The 19,349-nt window shown below is 62.9% G+C and carries 21 protein-coding genes; 5 read left to right on the forward strand and 16 right to left on the reverse strand.

The window, feature by feature from the left end; translation table 11 throughout:
- Positions 1-307: transposase (locus tag BLW21_RS18935; RefSeq protein WP_139255322.1), on the reverse strand; the 307-nt coding region annotated here is incomplete at its 3' end.
- Positions 308-478: 171 nt separating this feature from the next.
- Here BLW21_RS18935 and BLW21_RS18940 point away from each other — a divergent pair.
- Positions 479-1,855, forward strand: coding sequence for a 4Fe-4S binding protein (locus BLW21_RS18940; protein ID WP_092743352.1), 1,377 nt, complete (start codon positions 479-481; stop codon positions 1,853-1,855).
- Positions 1,856-1,867: 12 nt separating this feature from the next.
- On the opposite strand, the gene BLW21_RS18945 is transcribed toward BLW21_RS18940, so the two are convergent.
- Positions 1,868-2,179 (reverse strand): hypothetical protein, encoded by a 312-nt coding sequence (locus BLW21_RS18945; RefSeq protein WP_139255323.1) that lies wholly within the window; start codon positions 2,177-2,179, stop codon positions 1,868-1,870.
- Between the two features lie 106 nt (positions 2,180-2,285).
- On the reverse strand, positions 2,286-2,747 hold the full coding sequence (locus BLW21_RS18950; RefSeq protein ID WP_092743455.1) for a peroxiredoxin: 462 nt from the start codon (positions 2,745-2,747) through the stop codon (positions 2,286-2,288).
- A gap of 217 nt (positions 2,748-2,964) precedes the next feature.
- Between BLW21_RS18950 and BLW21_RS18955 the strand changes: the two genes are divergently transcribed.
- Positions 2,965-3,654 (forward strand): glycosyltransferase family 2 protein, encoded by a 690-nt coding sequence (locus tag BLW21_RS18955; RefSeq protein WP_092743356.1) that lies wholly within the window; start codon positions 2,965-2,967, stop codon positions 3,652-3,654.
- Between the two features lie 169 nt (positions 3,655-3,823).
- Positions 3,824-5,314 carry a cellulose synthase family protein gene (locus BLW21_RS18960; protein WP_175471049.1) on the forward strand — a complete coding sequence of 497 codons (1,491 nt, stop codon included), beginning with the start codon at positions 3,824-3,826 and terminating at the stop codon, positions 5,312-5,314.
- Between the two features lie 43 nt (positions 5,315-5,357).
- On the opposite strand, the gene BLW21_RS18965 is transcribed toward BLW21_RS18960, so the two are convergent.
- Genes BLW21_RS18965 through BLW21_RS18975 form a run of 3 tightly spaced genes read right to left on the reverse strand, consistent with a single transcriptional unit; the run spans position 5,358 to position 8,256 of the window.
- Positions 5,358-6,092 (reverse strand): LytR/AlgR family response regulator transcription factor, encoded by a 735-nt coding sequence (locus BLW21_RS18965; protein WP_092743358.1) that lies wholly within the window; start codon positions 6,090-6,092, stop codon positions 5,358-5,360.
- Entirely contained in the window at positions 6,089-7,153 is a 1,065-nt protein-coding gene (locus BLW21_RS18970; RefSeq protein WP_092743360.1) for a sensor histidine kinase, read from the reverse strand. The genes BLW21_RS18965 and BLW21_RS18970 overlap by 4 nt, the downstream gene beginning before the upstream one ends.
- Entirely contained in the window at positions 7,153-8,256 is a 1,104-nt protein-coding gene (locus BLW21_RS18975; RefSeq protein WP_175471050.1) for a DUF4932 domain-containing protein, read from the reverse strand. Before BLW21_RS18975 ends, BLW21_RS18970 begins: the two co-directional genes overlap by 1 nt.
- Positions 8,257-8,547: 291 nt before the next feature.
- Here BLW21_RS18975 and BLW21_RS18980 point away from each other — a divergent pair, with 291 nt between their 5' ends.
- Positions 8,548-9,906 carry an MptA/MptB family glycosyltransferase gene (locus tag BLW21_RS18980; RefSeq protein WP_092743363.1) on the forward strand — a complete coding sequence of 453 codons (1,359 nt, stop codon included), beginning with the start codon at positions 8,548-8,550 and terminating at the stop codon, positions 9,904-9,906.
- Here the strand turns inward: BLW21_RS18980 and BLW21_RS18985 are convergent.
- The 7 genes from BLW21_RS18985 to BLW21_RS19015 form a co-directional block, all read right to left on the reverse strand.
- Positions 9,903-10,526 (reverse strand): TIGR04282 family arsenosugar biosynthesis glycosyltransferase, encoded by a 624-nt coding sequence (locus BLW21_RS18985; RefSeq protein WP_092743365.1) that lies wholly within the window; start codon positions 10,524-10,526, stop codon positions 9,903-9,905. The two genes, BLW21_RS18980 and BLW21_RS18985, sit on opposite strands and share 4 nt — an antisense overlap.
- A gap of 114 nt (positions 10,527-10,640) precedes the next feature.
- Positions 10,641-11,228: a rhodanese-like domain-containing protein gene (locus BLW21_RS18990; RefSeq protein WP_175471051.1), complete on the reverse strand. Its 588-nt coding sequence runs from the start codon at positions 11,226-11,228 to the stop codon at positions 10,641-10,643.
- Between the two features lie 99 nt (positions 11,229-11,327).
- The gene (gene arsS / locus BLW21_RS18995; protein WP_092743459.1) at positions 11,328-12,377 is read right to left on the reverse strand and encodes an arsenosugar biosynthesis radical SAM (seleno)protein ArsS; all 1,050 of its coding nucleotides are present in this window, start codon (positions 12,375-12,377) and stop codon (positions 11,328-11,330) included.
- 121 nt (positions 12,378-12,498) lie between these two features.
- Positions 12,499-12,834, reverse strand: coding sequence for an arsenosugar biosynthesis-associated peroxidase-like protein (locus tag BLW21_RS19000; protein ID WP_092743369.1), 336 nt, complete (start codon positions 12,832-12,834; stop codon positions 12,499-12,501).
- A gap of 89 nt (positions 12,835-12,923) precedes the next feature.
- A complete protein-coding gene (locus tag BLW21_RS19005; protein ID WP_175471052.1) occupies positions 12,924-13,469 on the reverse strand; it encodes a heme NO-binding domain-containing protein in 546 nt (181 codons plus the stop codon).
- 126 nt (positions 13,470-13,595) lie between these two features.
- The gene (locus tag BLW21_RS19010) at positions 13,596-14,510 is read right to left on the reverse strand and encodes an anti-sigma factor (RefSeq protein WP_092743373.1); all 915 of its coding nucleotides are present in this window, start codon (positions 14,508-14,510) and stop codon (positions 13,596-13,598) included.
- Positions 14,510-15,070, reverse strand: coding sequence for an RNA polymerase sigma factor (locus tag BLW21_RS19015; protein ID WP_317040246.1), 561 nt, complete (start codon positions 15,068-15,070; stop codon positions 14,510-14,512). Before BLW21_RS19015 ends, BLW21_RS19010 begins: the two co-directional genes overlap by 1 nt.
- Before the next feature lie 323 nt (positions 15,071-15,393).
- On the opposite strand from BLW21_RS19015, the gene BLW21_RS19020 reads away from it, so the two are divergent.
- On the forward strand, positions 15,394-16,791 hold the full coding sequence (locus BLW21_RS19020; RefSeq protein ID WP_092743377.1) for an NAD-dependent succinate-semialdehyde dehydrogenase: 1,398 nt from the start codon (positions 15,394-15,396) through the stop codon (positions 16,789-16,791).
- A 59-nt stretch (positions 16,792-16,850) separates the two neighbouring features.
- On the opposite strand, the gene BLW21_RS19025 is transcribed toward BLW21_RS19020, so the two are convergent.
- From BLW21_RS19025 to BLW21_RS19035, 3 genes are all read right to left on the reverse strand, one after another.
- Positions 16,851-17,609, reverse strand: a complete 759-nt coding sequence (locus BLW21_RS19025; protein ID WP_092743379.1) for a YdcF family protein — start codon at positions 17,607-17,609, stop codon at positions 16,851-16,853.
- A gap of 26 nt (positions 17,610-17,635) precedes the next feature.
- A complete protein-coding gene (locus tag BLW21_RS19030; RefSeq protein WP_092743381.1) occupies positions 17,636-17,971 on the reverse strand; it encodes a thioredoxin family protein in 336 nt (111 codons plus the stop codon).
- A 67-nt stretch (positions 17,972-18,038) separates the two neighbouring features.
- Positions 18,039-19,337, reverse strand: coding sequence for a sensor histidine kinase (locus BLW21_RS19035; protein ID WP_092743383.1), 1,299 nt, complete (start codon positions 19,335-19,337; stop codon positions 18,039-18,041).
- Positions 19,338-19,349 lie beyond the last annotated feature (12 nt).

Genomic DNA, 19,349 nt, shown 5'->3' on the forward strand with positions numbered 1-19,349 from the left:
CCGTGGGCTCGGCCTCACGTCCGGCCAGCACGCGGGCCAACTCGCGCAAATCGGCCATCATATGCTCAAAACAGCGGTTATCGCGCCAGCGTGCCCATTGCTGGTAGACCGCCGGCCAGGGCGGCAGGTCGTGGGGCAGATAGCGCCAGCCGCAGCCCGTTTTAACCAGGTAGCGTAGGGCGTTGAACACGGCCCGGAGCGCGTGCTGCCGTTGCGGCGCGTCCTCACACACCAGGGCCAGATAGGGCGCCACAAATGTCCATTCGTCATCCGTCACGTCGCTGGGGTAACTACTTCGCTGTGCCATACCCCCAAATTACGCCACCAGTTCATAACAGGCTCTAGTAAAAGAACTGTCATTCTGAGCAGCGCGAAGAATCTCGCGTGCCAAAGTAATCCTTACGCTTGGCCACTACCACCACTTCAGCACGCGAGATTCTTCGCTGCGCTCAGAATGACGTTCGTTTAAAACCTGAAAATGACTACCGCCCAACCCATAACCGCCGATGCACCCCTGCCCGAGGTGGCGGGCACCGAAAAGCTGCTGCTGACCCTGGTGGCCCTGGGGCTGCTGCTGCTGCTGCCGGCCACCTTCGACGCGGATGCCTACCGGGCGCACACCGCCTTTTACGCGGCGCTGGGCCTCATCAGCGTCGGTACGCTGGGCTGGGCCGGCTGGAAATACGGCCAGAAGCCGCCCGGCGTGTACAACCACAACCTCTGGCTGCGGGCCAGCACCAGCCGCGGGGCCGTGGCCTGGGTGACGGGCATCGTGCTCACGGGCTTCTACGTCATCCTCTACTGGTTCAGCAGCCCCGACGACCAGGGCAATTTCGGGCCGCTCAACCAGCTCGTGCACGCCCTCGACCCCGCCAGCCAGGCGTTGCGCCACAAGCCCTCCGACCAGTGGTTTCTCTACGGCACGTTCTACACGCTGGCCATTCTGGTGATGGGCGTGCGCGGGCTGCTGAAGTACCGCCACTCGCCCTATCACCTCATCCGCACCGGCTCGCTGATGTTCTTTCAGCTCGGGTTTGCGTTTCTGCTGCCGGGGCTGCTGCTGGCGTTTCAGCGGCCCGAGTTCTACTTCAGCTACTTCTGGCCCCTCAAGCAGGACTACCTGTTTCCCGACACCGTGGGCTACCTGCTGAAGGATGGCGGGCCAGCGCTGGGCGTGTTCATGGTGTTCTGGACGGCCGTTATTTCCTTCGTGGGCGTGCCCGTGCTCACCTACTTTTTCGGCAAGCGCTGGTACTGCTCGTGGGTGTGCGGCTGCGGCGGGCTGGCCGAAACCGCCGGCGACCCGTACCGCCAGCTCTCCGACAAAAGCCGCACCGCCTGGAAATGGGAAGTGCGCATCATTTACACCGTGCTGGTGATAATCGTGCTGCTCACGGCCCTGCTGTGGGTGGGCGCTTCGGGCGCGGTGCCGGCCCTGCAGGGTATCACCCAGCCCCTGAGCAAGGCCTACGGTTTTGCCATCGGCTCGGTGTTTTCGGGCATCATCGGGGTGGGTTTTTACCCCTTGATGGGGGCGCGGGTGTGGTGCCGGTTCGGCTGCCCCATGGCCGCTTACCTGGGTTTGCTGCAGAAGCACTTCTCGCGCTTCCGCATCACCACCAACGGCGCCCAGTGCATCAGCTGCGGCAACTGCTCCAACGTCTGCGAAATGGGCATCGATGTGAAGCAGTACGCCCAGCGTGGCGAGCCCATCATCCGGGCCTCCTGTGTGGGCTGCGGCATGTGCTCGACGGCCTGCCCCCGCGGCGTGCTCAACCTCGAAAACGGCCCCCGCGACAACCGCTACCAGGGCTCCCAGCTGATTTCGGCCGACTCGCTGCGGATTCTGAGCTAAGCTAGCCAGCCACTACCCCCGCACCCGGCGCTGGGGCGGCAGCGGCACGATGTCCCGACTATCGGGGGCCGGGGCGGGCAGCACCAGCTGGGGCATGCGGCGGTCGGTGGTGGTATCGGGCACGGCTACGCGCAGTGCGTTGGGCCGGGTTTGGTAGCTGGTTGCGCCAGGGCTGGGGCCTACCCGGTACACCTGGGTTTGCATGGTCGGATGCTGGTATGAGGGCGCGGCCTGCCCCGGCATACGGTGGCTCAGGCCGAGGCCGGGCGCGGCAGGCGCAGTTTGGGCAGCGGCGGACACGGCGCCCATCGTACTGATTGCCATCAATAATAGACAGGTTTTCATAGCAGTGCTATTTGGTTTCTGACAGGACGCACTAGGCTGGCTGGCGGTTGCACTGAGCAGGCACCGGCCCGGCCATGCATTCGGCTTAGCTTCTCGCCAGCTTGGCCAGCACTTCCTTGGTTTTGCTCACGTGGTCGGCGGCGTTGCTCAGCGAGTTGAAGATGTACTGGATGACGCCCTGCTGGTCGATGACGAACGTGACGCGGCCGGGCAGCAGGCCCAGCAACGCGCGGGGCACTTCGTAGAGCTTGCGCACCTGGCCGTCGGTGTCGGCGAGCAGCGGGAAGGGCAGGCGGTGCTTGTTGGCGAACTGCTGGTGCGAGGCTTCCGAGTCGGAGCTGACGCCGACTACTTCGGCTCCTAGGTCCTGGAAATCCTGGTATTCGTCGCGGAACGAGCAGGCCTGCGTGGTGCAGCCGGGCGTGTTGTCGCGGGGGTAGAAATAGAGCACTACGCTGCGCTGGCCGCGCAAGTCATGCAGCCGAAACGTGTCGCCGGTAGCGGTGGGCAGGGTGAAATCGGGGGCTTGGTCGCCAATCTGGAGCATAGCATGAGGGCCCAAGGCCCGGTAGTGGGGCGCGGAGTTGCGCCGAAAATCGGCCTGTATACGGGCCGCGGCAAAAATACGCCAAAACCACACCGCCACCCGGCCCATGCTGGCCCGGCCCGGCGCTGGTTTCCTTGCAACCCAACGCAACTGTGCATCTTTGCACCGCTTTTGGTACCGGCCGGCTGTTGCCGCCCTCCTCCTCCCCACCCCCCGCATGCGCATCGACGTTATCATTCCCGCCTTCAACGAGGAGCAATCCATTGGCCGGGTGCTGGCCGAAATTCCGGCCGGGTTGGTGCGTGAGGTTATCGTGGTCGACAACAACTCGGGCGACCAGACGGGGGCCGTAGCGGCCGCAGCCGGGGCCACCGTGCTGCGCGAGCCCCGCCCCGGCTACGGCCACGCCTGCCTGGCCGGCATGGCCCACGCCTTCGCCCGCCCCGCCGCCGAGCAGGCCGATATCATCGTGTTTCTCGACGGCGACTACTCCGACTACCCGGCCGACATGACGGCCCTGGTGCAGCCCATCATCCGCGGCGAGGCCGATCTGGTGATTGGCTCGCGGGCGTTGGGCGAGCGGGAATCCGGCTCGATGATGCCCCAGCAGCTGTTCGGCAACTGGCTGGCCACTACGCTGCTGCGCTGGTTCTACGGCGCCCGGTTCACCGACCTGGGCCCCTTCCGGGCAATCCGGCGCGAGGCCCTGCAACGTATCGGCATGCAGGACACCACCTACGGCTGGACGGTGGAAATGCAACTCAAGGCCGCCAAGCTCGGGCTGCGCTCCACGGAAGTGCCCGTGCGCTACCGCCGCCGCATCGGCGTGAGCAAAGTGTCGGGCACCGTGAAAGGCACCCTCGGCGCGGGCTACAAGATTCTGTGGACGATTTTTCGGTATTTGTGAGGTGGGGAAGTGCTGGAAACAAGAACGTCATTCTGAGCAGCGCGAAGAATCTCGCGTGCCAAAGTAATTCCTACATTAAAGAACTAGCATTGCACGCGAGATTCTTCGCGCTGCTCAGAATGACGTTCTCTTCTTCAAGGCCCCCTGCCCCATCACCTGCTCACCCCTAATGCTCGCTCTGCAAGTTCTGTTGATAACGGTGTACGGCCTGTGCCTGCTGCTGCTGCTGGGGTTCAGCCTCACGCAATGGCAGCTGACGCGGCTGGCCCGCCGCGTGTACGCCACGTCCCCGCCGCCCACCCCGCCGGCCCCCGCCGAGTGGCCGCTCCTGACGGTGCAGCTGCCGCTCTACAACGAGCCGTTCGTAGTCGAGCGCCTCATTGATGCCTGCGCCGCCCTCAACTACCCCGCCGACCGCCTGCACGTGCAGGTGCTCGACGATTCGACCGATGAAACCGTGGCCCTGGCCGCGGCCCGCGTGCAGCACCACGCCGCCCGGGGCCTGCACATCACCCACGAGCGGCGGACCGAGCGCAGCGGTTTCAAGGCCGGCGCCCTGGCCTACGGCCTCAGCCGCAGCGAGGGCGAGCTGGTGGCCATTTTCGACGCCGATTTCCTGCCCGAGCCCAACTTTTTACGCCAGACGGTACCGCACTTTTTCGGGCCCGACAGCGCCCGTACCGGGGTGGTACAAACGCGCTGGGGCCACCTCAACGAAGACTACTCGCTGCTGACCGAGCTGCAGGCCTTCGGGCTGAATGCGCACTTTTTCGTGGAGCAGGTGGGCCGGCAGGCGGGCGGGCACTTCCTGAACTTCAACGGCACGGGCGGTATCTGGCGGCGCACCTGCATAGCGGATGCCGGCGGCTGGCACGCCGACACGCTCACCGAAGACCTCGACCTGAGCTACCGGGCCCAGCTGCGGGGCTGGCACTTCCACTACCTGCCCCAGGTGGCGGCCCCCGCCGAGTTGCCCATCACGATGGACGCGCTCAAGTCGCAGCAGTTTCGCTGGACCAAGGGCGCGGCCGAAACGGCCCGCAAGCACCTGGCGCAGGTATGGCGCTCGGCCCACCCGCTCAGCACCCGTTTGCACGCCACGTTTCATTTGCTCAACAGCGCCGTGTTCGTGGCTATTTTGCTGATGGCCGTACTGAGCGTGCCGCTGCTGTTTGTGCGGGCTTTGGGGGCCGAGCAGCTGCGGCCGGTGTTCTACCTGGCCTCCTTTTTCCTGCTTACGCTGCTGCCGCTCACGTTCTACTTCCGCACGGCCTGGCAGCAGGCGGCCCGGCGGCGGCCGGCCCCGGCGGGGTTTGCGGGGCAGCTGCTGCTGTTTCTGGCGTTTTCGATGGGCCTGAGTCTGCACAACAGCCGGGCTGTGCTGCTGGGGCTGCTGGGCCAGCGCAGCGCCTTTATTCGCACGCCCAAGCTGGGCGCCGGGGCCAGCAAAGCAGCCGGCTCGGGCAGCTGGCGCGGCCGGCGCTACCGCACCAGCCGGCTGCTGGGCGGCCTCACTTTGCTCGAAGGCCTGCTGGCCGCCTACTTCCTGTTCGGCATCGGGGCCGGTATTTATCTGCACGAGTACGGCCTGCTGCCCACCCACCTGCTGCTGGCTACCGGCTATGGGCTGGTGTTCTACTACTCGCTGCGCCACGCGTAAACGGCGGTTCTAAAAGACTGATTGTTATGCTTATCAAACCAGGTTACAGCCGGTCATAGAAAGCACTTCGGTACGTATCGCCAACCGGAATTATTGCGGGGGAACCGGCGGCGGCTACCTGCATAAAAATCCGGCTCCGCTCTACGGTGTGCGTGTGGGCCAGCGAAACGATGAACGACTTATGCACGCGCACGAACTCCGCAGCGGGCAGGCTCGCTTCCAGACTAGTAAGCGTTTGGCGGGCAATAATTTTTTCCGTCAGCGTATGGATAAGCACGTAGTTCTGTAAGCCTTCCAAGTAGAGCACATCGGCCAGGTCGATCCGCTGCATCCGGTGTTCCGTCTTGACGAAAAGGTAGGGACGGGGTGTCTCTGCCGGTTCCGGCGCCGGAGCTGGCTCCAAAGCCGGGGCCGGGCGCAACCGCCGCTGTGCCTTCTGCACGGCCTGGTAGAAACGCTCGAAGGGAATAGGTTTGAGCAGGTAATCAATCACGTCGTGCTCGAAACCCGCCAGCGCATACTCGGTGTAGGCGGTGGTTAGCACCACCTGGGCGCGCCGGTCCAGGGCCTGCAGAAACTGCAGGCCCGTTAGCTGCGGCATCTGGATATCGAGAAAAATCAGGTCCACGCGCCGCTCCCCCACCCAATGCAGGGCTTCCACCGGGTTTTGGCTGCTGCCGGCCAGCTCCAGAAATGGCACCTTGGCCACGTAATCGGTCAGGATGTCGAGGGCCAGCGGTTTGTCATCTACCAGCAGGCAGCGAATCGGGTCGGTCATAAGTCGAGGTGGAGCGTAACCTGAAAATCGGTGGGCGTGTCGGCAATCCGCAGCGTGTGCCGGGCCGGGTACAGCAGCGCCAGCCGCCGCCGCACGTTGGCCAGCCCGATACCGCCGAGCTGGTCTTTCTGCTGCTCGTTTTTCGTGTTGTGCAGGCAGAAATCCAGGGTCGTGGCGCTTAGGTCGAGCTGCAGCGTAACTGGTTGCGTGGCATCAGCCAGGACGCCGTGTTTGAACGCGTTTTCCACGAATGATACCAGCAGCATGGGCGCAATCAGCTGCCCGTTCAGCGGGCCCCGAAGCTGGTAGTTTAGGTGCAGGTTGTCTTTCGTACCGATGCGTTGCAGCTCAATCAGCCCGTTCAGGTAGTCCAGCTCGCGGCTCAGCAGCACCCGGTCGTGGTGGGCTTCGTGCAGCATGTATCGCAGCAGCTCCGAGAGTTTCAGCAGGGCCCCCGGCGCGGCGTCCGACTTCTGGTATACCAGCGCGTAAATGTCGTTGATGGTGTTGAACAGAAAGTGCGGATTCAGCTGCGAGCGAAGAAACGTCAGCTCGGCCGTGGTGTGGGCCTGCTGGGTTTCGCGCCGCCGCCGCTCTGCCAGCAGGTTGTGCCGGATAACGGCGTACAGCAGCCCGTACAGCACGTCGTCGAAATGAAACCGGACACTGTTCTCAATAAACCACTGCGCTGTGAAAGCCGTGTTTTGCTCGTAGTTATCGAAGCCGAGCAGCGGCTTGAACACGTGAAATTCCAGCCCGTAGCGCAGCCCCGTAATGAGCAGCAGGGCCAGCAGCAACCCAGCGGCGGCCCGAACGAAAGGCTGCCAGCCGAGCGTACTCGCCAGCAGCGGCCGGGCCACCAGCCACACGGGCAGGTAGAATGCCGCCGCCCTAATCAGCAGGTAACCCAGGCTCAGCAGCCAGTACGTTGCCTCCGCCGTTCCGGGCGGCATGGCGGCCGGCGCGGCGTGCATCGCCAGCACGTCTTTTACCAGCAGCAGTACCCAGATGAGCAGGTGAACGGGCCATTCGGGAAAGGTGCGCGGCCGGGCAGCAAGCATTAGTTGGTCGATTCAGCGGTGGGGTATTTGCGGGCCAAGTACGCGAGAATTTCGGGAAAAAACTGCTCGAAATCCGGGTAGGTGCGCTGGCCGCTATACCGCGCCGAAATTACATCGGCAATGTCGCCCGCATACTGGAAATCACCGATTACTTCGTGGGCGGCCTGTTTGCGGGCTTCCTTCGGCGACTGGTACTGCCGGAACAGGGCAATGACCACACCGCGCACCAGGTTCTCGTCGAAGCAATGTGCCCAATCGTCGATGTTGTTGTGTTTCATGCCTGCATCGTTTCGGTTGAACAGGTAGGCCAGCTTGCCAATAGCGGCTTTATGCTGCTGCTGAAGGGCTTTGGTGTAGATGTGGCTCCCCTCGTGCCAAACCGTCACAGCCGACTCGGCACCGAGGCTGAAGGCAGGTACGCTCGTGTCGGTGGATTCGCGGTTGAGGAAGCCCACGCTGTACACGACCCGGTCGGCGTAGCGCGGGTTAAGGTTTTTGGGCATGATGGCGTGCGCCCCCCAGCTGTTGAGCGGGTCCAGGCAGATGGTCCAGTTCGGGGCCTGCCCGCGAAAGCGGTACAGCGAATCGAGCTTGCCAATGAGGTTTTCGCTGGCGATATAGGCCCGCACAGGCTGGGCCCAGGCAGCGTAATCGGCCCGGTGCTGCTGGTAAAAGGCCCAGAAGTGGCTGTCGTCGAAAAACTGCTTACAGAGCCGCATATACGTCTGAATCGAATCCTTACCGTTCATGCTGTACCAATCGGTTTGCGCCGGATAATGAATGCGCACGGCCGGAAAATTATCGAGGCAGTAGCCCAACTCGGGCAGGTCGGGGTACACCTTTTTCAGCTGCCGGGCATACTGCACCGCCGGGTGGTTGGCGAACGGGGTAAAATAGGCCTCGGCTTCTTTGGCATAAGCCGATTTGTTGGGCATCGGATGATACTTACCGGCCAGCATCTGCACCACCGTGAACAGCTCAATACCGGGATGGACCGTCACCGTAAGCTGGTCGGCCGATGGTGGAGCGACTGTAGTGCGAGGCTGGGCAACGAGGGCGTTGCCGGTTAAAAGGGTGAGCAAAAAGGCGAGTAGCGTTTTCATGGCGGCTTGCTGGGGATTGAGTAGTCTGCTGTGCATCCTCGAGTAGGTTGATGCTTCAAAAGAAGCTGCCGTCCTTCATTCGCCCAACCCGGATTGACCAACTGCCCTTTTTCGGTGACCAACGCGCTATTGTCCGGGCTTCCGACTCCAAGCCCAAGCGTAACCCCGGCGCTACTTCTACCTTTATAATCCTGGGTAGCCGGCAACGCTTCGCCGTTTCCCGGCAGCTTTACCCCAGGCAGCACCGAACACCCGGTAAGTAAGCACGCGCAGATTTCCAGATTCCCCGCCATGAAACCCACCCATTTTATTGGTTTGCTGCTCAGCGCCGCCGCCTATGGGCTGCTGGCCTACGCCACGCCGCGGCCGGCGTTCGGGCCGCTAGTGGGGCTATTGGCATTGGCATTCGGACTGTACTGGTGGCTGCTGAAAACGGCCCTGCTGCTGCGCCAGGGGCTACTGGCGGCCCTGCTGCTGCGCCTGCTCTGGCTGCCGGCCCTGCCCGCCCTCTCCGACGACTACCACCGCTTCCGCTGGGACGGCCTGCTGCTGAGCCAGGGCCACAACCCCTACCGCCACCGCCCCGACGAGCTGGCCGGCCCCGACAAACCAGCTTCCTCTGAACTAACAACCAACAACCAACAACTAGCAACCATTTACCCCCGCCTCAACTCGCCTCACTACTACTCGGTGTACCCCCCCGTCGACCAGGCAGTGTTTGGGCTGGCGGCGGGGCTATTCCCGGCTTCGGAGCGCGGCTTTGTGGTGGCGCTGCGGGTGCTGTTGCTGCTGGCCGAAGCGGCCACGGCCGGGCTGCTGCTGGCGCTGCTGCGGCGGTTTGGGCAGCCTCCCGAGCGGGCGCTGTGGTACCTGCTCAACCCGCTGGTTGTTGTGGAGCTGACTGGCAACCTGCACTTCGAGGGGCTGGTGGGCTGCTTTGTGCTACTGATGCTCTGGCTGCTGGCGCGGGGCCGGACGGCGGCGGGCGGCGGGGCACTGGCGCTGGCCGTGGCTACCAAGCTGCTGCCGCTGCTAGTACTGCCGCTACTGCTGCGCCGCCTACTGTGGCCGCAGCTGCTCCGCTTCGGGCTGGTGCTGGGCGTAGTTTTGGCGGGGCTATTTGTTCCGTTTCTGAGTCTGGAGCTGATCGAAAATATCGGCCGCAGCCTCAACCTGTACTTCCGCAGCTTCGAGTTCAATGCCAGCGTCTATTACCTGGTGCGGGCCGTCGGGCAGTGGGTTTCGGGCTATAACCAGATTGCGCTGCTCGGCCCGGCACTGGCGCTGCTCACGGCCACGGGCGGACTGCTGCTGGCCGCTACCGAGCGGCGCCCTACCTGGGCCACGCTGCCGCGGGCGCTGCTGCTGCTGCTCACGCTGTACTTTCTGCTGGCCACCACCGTGCATCCCTGGTACCTCACGCCGCTGGTGCTACTGAGCGTTTTTACGCGGGCCCGTTACGCGTTGGTATGGTCGGGAATGGTAGTGCTGTCGTACGCCGCCTACCGCACCACGGCCTACACCGAAAGCCTCGGGCTGGTAGCGCTGGAGTACACCGTGGTGCTGGCCGTGCTACTGCTCGATTTCCGCCAGGGCCGCCTCAGCGGGCCGCAGCCGGAAGTGCAGTCCAGGCCAGCGCGGCACGCTTAAACGCGGGGCAGCGCGGGGCCAGTGGCCGAAGCCGATTTTTGCTGCCAGGCGCGCAAATCATCCACGGTGTCGAGGTCCTGCAACTCGGGCAGCAGGTGCACTTGCAGGCCCAGCCGGGCAGCATCGGCGAGGGTTTCGGCCCGCACAGTAGCCGTGCTCCAGGGCTTGTTGGCGAAGAACTCCGGGTGCAGCCGCTTCATGCCCAGCAAATAATACCCGCCGTCAACGGCCGGCCCCAGCACCACATCGTGGGTGCGCAGAGCCGCAAAGGCCGCCGTCAGGTGCCCCGGCGTCAGGCCCGGGCAGTCGGTACCGATAATCACGGCGGCCTCGACAGGGCGCGCGAAATCGTAAGCGAAGGCGGCCTGCATCTTCTGGCCCAGGTCGCCGGCCGGTTGGGGGCGCTGCTCGAAGCCGGCCCAGTCGGCGGCGGCGGCCGGCGCGTTGTCGCCTACCAGCCAGGCCGTTTTATGCACGGCTAATGGGGCCACCACGGCGCGGGTATGGGCCAGCAGCGCCCGGTAGGCTTCCAAGGCGGCCTCGTTGCCAATGCCGGCCGCCAGCCGGGTTTTTACGCGTCCCAGCTCCGGATGGCGGGCAAAGATGATAAGCGAGTTCAAGCAGAAACGAAGTTAAGGGGGTGTTACTGCCGCCAAGATAAAGCATAAGAAGCGGTCGGGCTGCCTCTGGTCGCAACCGGCCGAAACCCGACCACGCTGTTGTTTACCCAGGTTCTACTTCGCCTCGTACACCGGATTGCCCGTTTTCAGCCAGGGGCGCCAGAGCACCGAGTACGGATGCACATCGGTGGTGGGGCCCTGGGCATTCACAACGGTTTGGCCGTCATTCATCCACTGAAAAATACCGCCGTAGAGGTTGCGCACATCGCGGAAACCCTGCTCGCGCAGCCAGCTGCCCACTTGCTCGCTGCGGGCGCCCACAGTGCAGTACACTACCACCGGCCGGGTGCGGGCCACGTCTTTCAGCTCCAGCCTGCGGAAGTTCTCGAAGTCGACGAAGCGGGCCCCGCGCAGGTGGCTGACTTTGTACTCGGCCGGGGTGCGGGTATCGAGCAACAGCACGCTACCGCCACCGGTGGCCGGGGCTTCGTGCAGCAGCGTAGCCAGCTCGGTGGGCTGAATGGTGGATACGGTGCCCTTGTAGAGCAGGCCCAGCATCCGGTCGTAAGCCGTCATGGAGCGTTCGGGGGTAGCGCGCTGCTGGCCGCAGGCGCTGGTACCGGCCACCAAAAACAGTAGTCCGAGCGCCAGCAGCCAACGGCCGCGCAGTAAATGGGTGACCAGGAAAGTAGCTCGTTTCATAAATGTCGCGTGATTTATCGGTTGCCGGTGGGCAGTAGCAGAACGAGCGACCAGGGCCCGACAGTTCATTGCAAGCCGCTGACAGCCACCTGCTCCGGCCTACGTGGTGGCCCCGCCGCAGCTGGAGCCGGCCCCGGCCGTGCAGCCGTAGCAGTGCTGGTTGATGACGATGTTGCGGTCGTGCAGCCGAGCCTCGTCGAAGTCGCGGATGTGTTTGGGAGCCGCCCCGCCCACCAGCAAATCAAGCTGCTGGTTGAAGTCGCAGTCGTAGAGCTGGCCGTCCCAGCCGATGCTTAGCGTGCTGCGGCACATCACGTTAGCTGCTGCCGTGGGGTTATAGGCGTCCACGAGCTGCTGCATATATTTTTCGTAGTTGCCGCTTTCGAGCAGGTAGTCCAGAAACCGGCTTACCGGCAGGTTGGTGATGGTAAGCAGGCTATTGAAAACGATACCGAACTCGCGCCCCAGCCGCTGCTTGAACTCGCGCTCCAGCCCCGCCTGCGAGCCGGGCAAAAAGGCCCCCGAAGGGTTGTACACCAAATCCAGCAGCAGGCCCGACTCCGGCTGCCCGTAACCTACGGAATTCAGCATTTTCAGCGCCCGAATCGACTTTTCGAACACGCCCTCGCCCCGCTGGGCATCGGTGCGGCCGGCCGAAAAATGCGGCAGCGACGACACCACCAGCACCTGATGACGAGCAAAGAACTCCGGCAGGTCGTGGTACTGTTTGTTGGCCACGATGATGGTGAGGTTGCAGCGCACAATGGTGCGGCGGCCCAGCGCCGAAATCTGCTCCACCAGCCAGCGGAAATCGGGGTTCATCTCGGGTGCTCCGCCCGTCAGGTCCACCACCGCAATGTCGGTTTGGGCCAGCGCATCTAGGCAAAGCTGCATGGTTTCGCGGGTCATGATTTCCTTGCGGTCGGGCCCGGCATCTACGTGGCAGTGCTTGCAGACCTGGTTGCACATGCGCCCCACGTTGATTTGCATGGTTTGCAAGGCCGTGGGCCGCAGCGGCAACAGACCGGTTTCGCGCAGCTTCTGCCCGAACGCCGGCAGCCGCGCCCCCGCCGCCTCAGCTTCGGTAAGCACGGTAAGCTGGTAGCCGGTATCGGCCAACGGGGCGTTGCGGGCCTGGAGAGATTTGATCAATGTGGTAGCTATGTAAAATGTGTTGAATGTGGCTAAGGCGAAGCTAAATGATGCCGTGTGGCTTGGCCATTTCGACCTTCCACGCGCAATGCATTTCTCACATTCACCATATTTCTTCCTACATGCTCATCTCCTTGGCCTTGTTCATCATCTGGACGCCATGCACGAGGGCGGCGCCGCCCTTGATGGCGGCGGCTACGTGCACGGCTTCCATCATCTGGGCTTCGTCGGCACCCTTTTGGAGCGAGTCGGTGGTGTAGGCATCGATGCAGTACGGGCACTGTACGGCGTGGGCCACGGCCAACGCAATCAGGGCTTTCTCGCGCTCGGTCAGGGCACCTTCCTTAAAAACCTCGGCGTAGTAGGCGAAGAACTTGTTGCCCATTTCGGGCTGCCACTCGGTGATGTTGCCGAATTTGGCCAGATCGGCGGGGTTGTAGTAGGTTGAATCCATGCGGAAGGCGCAAAATAGAAGTGGACAATAAGACAAGGTTCTCAAGATACAACGCCTGCCCATACCGCCCGGCGGGCCGGGCTGCCGCCTCAGACACTAAGGCGGCGCACCCGGATGCGCACGTGCTCACCGTCTTCGCTGGTCGTTGGCTCCACGTCGATGCAGTCGGCTTCGTTGTAGTAGCTGGCCACGCCGCGCACAATGCCCACGGCCAGCGCCCCCATCCGCCGGGCCGACACGTAGTCGATGAACAGCTCGTCGGGCGAGAGGCGCGTGACACTGAGCACGGGCGGATTATTTTCGGTGTGCTCGGCCCGCACCTGCCGGTGCATGGTGTTTTCGGTGTGTTCCAGCATATCGAGCGTCGTCCAGTTGGGGTCGAGCAGCTTCTGGTACATGTACATCAGGTCAGGCACCAGGTACTCCCCGAACTTCTCATGCAGTTCGTCGGCCGAGAGGCCGGTCATGGTAGCGGCCTCGCCGATAAGGCGGTACATGTGCTCGTCGGGGTACACGCTTTTGTGGTCGAAGTTGGCCGCCGAAAGGCCCGCAGCCTCCAGTAGCCGCACCCAGGTACTATGGTCGTACTGGGTCTGAACATAACGCTTAAGCAGCGTGAAAATGGTACCGTGCAAGGCGAAACAACTTAAAAAGTAAAAGATAAAAGGCCGAAGCTGATCCGTAGCGTCTGTTTACTGACAAGTAACAAACAAACTACGAAAATCGGCTCCGGCCTTTTATCTTTTACTTTTTAGCCCGACTTAAATATTACCAATCACGGTGAGCGTGCTCATGGTGGGCGCAGGCTTGCCACCGATGTCCTCTACCGTCAGGGCAAAGGCCTGGGCGCTGGCAATGTTTTTCATCTGCTGGATACTATCGCCGGTGGCCGTAGCCGTGTTCAACATACCAGCATCTACGGGCTGGCCATTATCGAGGGCCCAGAGTTGGTATTGCTTGCCTTCGGGCAGCTCGGGCAGGTTGCGCACATCTACGTACACGGCCTTGGTGGTGGCGTTGTAGTACACGCGGGCCAGCGCGTCGGGCGCTTTGGGCGTGCCCTTCAGGTCGACGGACCGGAAAGCCTGGTTGCGCAGAATGGACAACTGCTGGTCGCGCTCGTTCAGGGCCGCTTGTTGGGTGGTGGCGTAGCGCGACTGCTCGGCCTGGGCCAGCTCCAGCGAATTCTCGGTTTTTTGCAAACGATTATAGAGCAGATAGTTGCCCAGTCCGCTAATCAGCAGCAGCGCCACGGAGGCCGCTACCAGCCAGCGGATACGCCCGGCATCGGTGGCGGCGGGCAACTGCCGCACTACGGCGCCACCATCGGCGGCGGGCATAGTGGTGGCCGGCTCGGCGGGCGCTACGGCCATGTGCGGCGCCGCTCCTACCGGCGCCACCGGTGCAGATGGCGTGGTGGACGTAGTAGCAGGGCCGGTTTCGCGGATGGAATTCTCCCAGGCCTGCAGAACCCGTTCGCGCATCCCGACGGGCGGTGCCAGGGCATGGGCTTCGGCGTAGATATCGAGGCCGTTAATGACGGCGGCTAGTTCGCGGCTCACGGCCGGTTCCTGCCGGGCCACGCGCTCGACTTCGGCGCGTTCATCGGCGCTGAGTACGCCTAAGGCGTATTCTTCGAGGATGCCCGATTCGATGTAGTGCTGCACGTCCTCCATTATCGGACTAGTTTAGAGAGTACTTTGATGGCCGCCCGGGCACGGGTTTTTACCGTTCCCAGGGGCAGGTTGAGTTCTTCTGCCACTTCGCTTTGCGTAAATCCGCCGAAATAAAGCAGGTCGACAATCTGGCGCTGGTCCGGATTCAGTTGCCGCGTCATTTCCTGCAAACCAATGTGTTCGGGCCGGAAAGATGAATCGGCGGCCAGACGCATGGCCGCGGAGCTATCCTCCAGCGGTTGCGTGCGACTACCTACGCGGTACTGCTTAGAGCGGATTTTATCGATGGCCAGATTGCGACTCACATTCATCACCCAAGTGAATAAACGGCCTTTGCCGGCGTCGTAGGAGGAAAAGGAGTGCCAGATTTTTACCATCGCCTCCTGCAGCACGTCTTCGGCGGTTTCTTCTTTCTTCACGATGCGCAGAATCACGCCGTAGAGGGCGGCTGCGTACTTATCGTAAAATATGGTCATGGCCCCTTCATCCCGGTCGCGCAGGCGTTGCACGAGCAGCAGTTCGGTTTCCAGGGCAACAGAGTCGGGGGGAGAAGCAGACACGAGCAGCAACTAAGGGAGGTGGAAAGGCGTAGCACAGCCTGTCCGGCAGATGAAACGAAAGTACGGTATAAACCGATACTTTGACGGCCCGAAGGCTTAAAAAGTACTATACCCGCACGGCTGGGCTTTGTTTTAGTAGCAATACGCCCCGCCCGCCCGTGAAGTTGCCTATCTGCCTGGGTCACGGGCTGCGTATAACCGCTGGTAGCTTCGCATGTCATTCGCCTACTTATCAACACCTTACCACATTTGATTTTACCCGCACCGGCCCGCTTTCTTGCGGCGGCTGGCCTTCTCCTCCCCCACTCTACTGTTCTGCTTACATGCCTATAGCATCCGTAAATCCGTACACCGGCCGCACCGAGCGGCAGTTCGACGCCTTCAGCTGGGACAAAACCGAGCGCATCCTAGCCGAAGCGCACACAGCCTTCGCCACCTGGCGTACCACCGACTTTGCCCACCGCACCAAGTTAATGCACCGGGCCGCCGACTTATTGCGCGAGCGGGCCGATGAGCTGGCCCGTCTCATGGCCGTGGAAATGGGCAAACCCCTGGCCGATGGCCGCGCCGAGGCCAACAAATGCGCCCTGTGCTGCGACTTCTACGCCGACCGGGCCGCCGGATTTCTGGCCGATGAAGCTATTGAAACCGAGGCGCAACGCAGCTACATTGCCTACGAGCCGCTGGGCGCCGTGCTGGCCGTAATGCCCTGGAACTTCCCGTTCTGGCAGGTGGTGCGCTTTGCCGCTCCCGCCCTGATGGCCGGCAACGTGGGCCTGCTCAAGCACGCTTCTAACGTGCCGCAGTGCGCACTGGCGCTCGAAAAAATCTTCCACGATGCGGGTTTTCCGCCGGCCACCTTCCGCACGCTGCTCATCGGCTCCGATTTGGTGGAGCAGCTGATTGCCGATGACCGCGTGGTGGCCGTGACGCTGACCGGCTCGGAGCCGGCCGGGGCTGCCGTTGCCGCTACCGCCGGCCACCACATCAAAAAAACCGTGCTGGAGCTGGGTGGCTCCGACGCCTTCGTAGTGCTGGCCGATGCCAACCTGCCGCTGGCCGCCAAAACCGCCGCCCAGGCCCGCATGATTAATGCCGGCCAGAGCTGCATTGCGGCCAAGCGCTTCATCGTCGAAAAGCCGGTTATCAAGGAGTTCATTGCCCTGCTGAAGGGGCACCTGCAGGCTTTGCGCTACGGCGACCCGCTGGCCGAGGGTACCGACTACGGCCCGCTGGCCCGCCCCGACCTGGCCGACGAACTAACCGAACAGGTAGAAGATTCCGTAAAGCAGGGCGCCAAAATCGAGTTAGCGGGCGGGCAGCCCAAAGGCGGCAGTGCCCACTTTGCGCCCGTTATCCTGAGCAATGTGCAACCCGGCCAGCGCGCCTACTCCGAGGAGTTCTTCGGCCCCGTGGCCCTGGTGCTTGAAGCCCGCGACGCCGAAGACGCCATCCGACTGGCCAACGACTCGCGCTTCGGCCTGGGCGGCTCCGTCTGGACCCGCGACGTGAAGCGCGGCGAGCAACTGGCCCGCCAGGTACAGGCCGGGGCTGTGTTTGTCAACAGCCTCGTCAAGTCGGCCCCCGAAATGCCCTTCGGCGGCATCAAGAAATCGGGTTATGGCCGCGAGCTGTCGCACCTGGGCATCCGCGAGTTCGTCAACCAGAAATCCATCTGGATTGCTCAGGAAGAGGCTACGCAGGATAAGAAGGTGGAATAGCAGAATGCGCGAACGTACAACACAGAAGGTGTTGTACGTTCGCGCATCCCCTTGTTCACTCACAAATACCCCAGCACCTTATACACCACGTAGCCGGCCATTTCGTGCAGCAGCACGCCCCACAGGCGCAGGGGCTCTTCGGAAGGCAGCAGCAGGGACGCGGGCGTGTAGCGGCGGTCGACGGAATAGTAGGCCGCCGGGAAGGGCGCCGGATGCAGACCGGCTTTGGCAAAGCAGCCCGCCGCCCGGCGCATGTGGAAAGCCGACGTGATGAGCACCGTGCGCCGGATTTCGGGATGCTGTGCCAGTAACTCCTGGGTGAACACGGCATTTTCGCGGGTATTGCGGCTGCGGGTTTCCAGCAGAATGTGCCGCGAGGGTACCCCGGCCAGGCGCAACAGAGTACCAAGGTCGGCAGCCTCGGTGTGGGCGACCGAATCGAAGGCGGCGCCCGAACCGCCCGATATGATGATGTGGCGAATGCGGCCGGCCCGATAGAGCCAGAGTGTATGCACCAGCCGGTCGGCGCCCGCGCTCAGGTATACCCGGTCGTGGGGCGACTTGTGCACGTCGGTGATGCCCGTGAGCAGGATACCAGCGTCATAGCCGGTACCGAGTTGTTGGAGCGTAACGGGCGGCCGCTCCCAGGCCAAGAGCGCCTCGTTGGCCAGAAACGAATTGGTGAAAAACAGCAGCAGCCCCGTAGCGGCCCACAGCAGTTGGCGCTTCCGCCACAGCAAACCAGCCAGCAGCAGGCCCGTTATCCAGAGGGCGGGCGAAAGCAGGAAGTCGAGAAGTTTGGAGAGAAGAAAGAACATCAGCCGCAGCGAAGGTGCGCTTTACCTTATTGGGTATCGGTACAGGTTTGCAGGCTTTGGAGCATGGCCTTCACTCCTTCCTCGGTCGTCAGGGTGTCGCACTCGGAGAGGCGGCCGCGGCAGTACGACACGAAGAAAGGGGCCACGCGGGTTTCCATCAGCTTGCGGGCCACCGGGTTTTCGTTTACATCCAGGCGCAGAAACAGCGTGTTTTGGTACTCTTCTTCGAGCGCAAAGTTGATAAAAGGCGGGGCCAGCAGCTTACAAATAGCGCAATCCTCCGCCGTAAACTTGGCAATCACCCGCGGATAATCATGAATCAGCGTGCGCAGGCCTTCGTCGTTGGTGTCAATGACTTTCATGCCGTAAAGATAACAGGGGGATAAGGGAATGAAGTGGCGAGACAGGAGCACCACTTATGCTGCCACTTCAAAACCACACCGTAAAGGCCGTCCGGCCATTCTGGCCGGTTTCCAGGCTGAAGCGGAAGCCGTGCTGAAGCAGAATGTCGCGGGTGAGCAGCAGGCCGATGCCCTGGCCGTCGCGCTTGGTGCTGAAGAAGGGCGTGAACAGGCGGCGCTGCACTTCGGGGCTCAGGCCGGGGCCATCGTTTTCGATAACCAGGCCGGGCGGCTGCAACGTTGTGCGCACCCACACGTTGCCGTTTTCGGGGCAGGCTTCAAGGGCATTTTTGCCGATGTTCAGCAGCACCTGTTCCAGCTGCTGGGCATCGAGGTTGATACGCAGCGGCCCTTCGGCCAGCGCCGAGTGCCAGCTGATGTGGCGGGCCTGGGCGGGCAGGTGCAGCAGCCGGGCTAAGTGGCGCAGCAGCGCATGCACGTCGGTGGGTTGGGGGCGCGGAGGCGGCAGGCGCACGAGGTGGGCAAAGCCGGCCGTGAACTCGACCAGGTTGGTGTTGCGCTGGATGGAAACGTCGAGCGCCTCGCGGAAATCGGGCTGGTCGGCGGCCGTGAGCTGGGGGGCGTAGTGCTTAAAGCTGTGCAGCAGCGAGTTGATGGCCCCGATGGAGTTGTTGACTTCGTGCGACATCATGCGGATAAGCTGCTCGTAGGCCTGCTTTTCCTGCTGCATCAGCTCGCGGGTCAGTTCTTCGAGCACAATGAACCGGCGCGAAAAGCCTCTGTCCAGAAAGTGCGAGCAGCTGGCGCGGTAAGTTTGCAGGCCCGAGAGGCGCACCACCTGGGGCTCGGTTTCGCGCAGGCGACCCAACGCCGCGCCCCACTCGCCGGGCAACGCGGCGGGGCGCTGGCCCAGCAGCTCGGCCGCGGGCCGGCCCAGCAGCCGCTCGGCGGCCGGGTTCACGCCCACCATCTCGCCCTCAAACGAGAGCAACAGCACCCCCGCCGGCGAGGCCTGAATGAGACGTTCGAGCAGGTGGCTTTTCTCGTGCTGGCTCACCCGTTCGCGGCGTAGCGCATCGAGCATCTGGTTGTACACCTCAATGAGCTGGTCCATCTCACGCTGGCCCACGGGCACGAACTTGAGCGAGAAATCCTGGGCCTGCATGGCCGCCGTGCCCGCCGCAATCAGCTCGAACGGCCGCACGAAGCCCCGGTACAGCTGCACCGTGAGCCAGATACTGACCAGCAGCACGACTTCCAACACCACGAACAGCGCAGCATTGGTGGTGCGAAACTGCGCCGCCAGCGCAATAAGCACCGTGTGAATCAGCACGACAAAGAGAATGAACTTAAGACGCAGGGACATAGGCAGAAGCGG

Source organism: Hymenobacter psychrophilus, from assembly GCF_900107135.1.
Classification (GTDB): domain Bacteria; phylum Bacteroidota; class Bacteroidia; order Cytophagales; family Hymenobacteraceae; genus Hymenobacter; species Hymenobacter psychrophilus.

Excerpts from the sequence above, each read along its gene's own strand:
- BLW21_RS18965 (WP_092743358.1), bottom strand. The coding sequence starts at position 6,092 with ATGACCGACCCGATTCGCTGCCTGCTGGTAGATGACAAACCGCTGGCC.
- BLW21_RS18990 (WP_175471051.1), bottom strand. The coding sequence starts at position 11,228 with ATGAAACGAGCTACTTTCCTGGTCACCCATTTACTGCGCGGCCGTTGG.
- BLW21_RS18975 (WP_175471050.1), bottom strand. The coding sequence starts at position 8,256 with ATGAAAACGCTACTCGCCTTTTTGCTCACCCTTTTAACCGGCAACGCC.
- BLW21_RS18970 (WP_092743360.1), bottom strand. The coding sequence starts at position 7,153 with ATGCTTGCTGCCCGGCCGCGCACCTTTCCCGAATGGCCCGTTCACCTG.
- BLW21_RS19035 (WP_092743383.1), bottom strand. The coding sequence starts at position 19,337 with ATGTCCCTGCGTCTTAAGTTCATTCTCTTTGTCGTGCTGATTCACACG.
- BLW21_RS19025 (WP_092743379.1), bottom strand. The coding sequence starts at position 17,609 with ATGTTCTTTCTTCTCTCCAAACTTCTCGACTTCCTGCTTTCGCCCGCC.
- BLW21_RS18955 (WP_092743356.1), top strand. The coding sequence starts at position 2,965 with ATGCGCATCGACGTTATCATTCCCGCCTTCAACGAGGAGCAATCCATT.
- BLW21_RS19000 (WP_092743369.1), bottom strand. The coding sequence starts at position 12,834 with ATGGATTCAACCTACTACAACCCCGCCGATCTGGCCAAATTCGGCAAC.
- BLW21_RS18945 (WP_139255323.1), bottom strand. The coding sequence starts at position 2,179 with ATGGCAATCAGTACGATGGGCGCCGTGTCCGCCGCTGCCCAAACTGCG.
- BLW21_RS19010 (WP_092743373.1), bottom strand. The coding sequence starts at position 14,510 with ATGGAGGACGTGCAGCACTACATCGAATCGGGCATCCTCGAAGAATAC.
- BLW21_RS18980 (WP_092743363.1), top strand. The coding sequence starts at position 8,548 with ATGAAACCCACCCATTTTATTGGTTTGCTGCTCAGCGCCGCCGCCTAT.
- BLW21_RS18950 (WP_092743455.1), bottom strand. The coding sequence starts at position 2,747 with ATGCTCCAGATTGGCGACCAAGCCCCCGATTTCACCCTGCCCACCGCT.
- BLW21_RS19030 (WP_092743381.1), bottom strand. The coding sequence starts at position 17,971 with ATGAAAGTCATTGACACCAACGACGAAGGCCTGCGCACGCTGATTCAT.
- BLW21_RS19020 (WP_092743377.1), top strand. The coding sequence starts at position 15,394 with ATGCCTATAGCATCCGTAAATCCGTACACCGGCCGCACCGAGCGGCAG.
- BLW21_RS18940 (WP_092743352.1), top strand. The coding sequence starts at position 479 with ATGACTACCGCCCAACCCATAACCGCCGATGCACCCCTGCCCGAGGTG.
- BLW21_RS18960 (WP_175471049.1), top strand. The coding sequence starts at position 3,824 with ATGCTCGCTCTGCAAGTTCTGTTGATAACGGTGTACGGCCTGTGCCTG.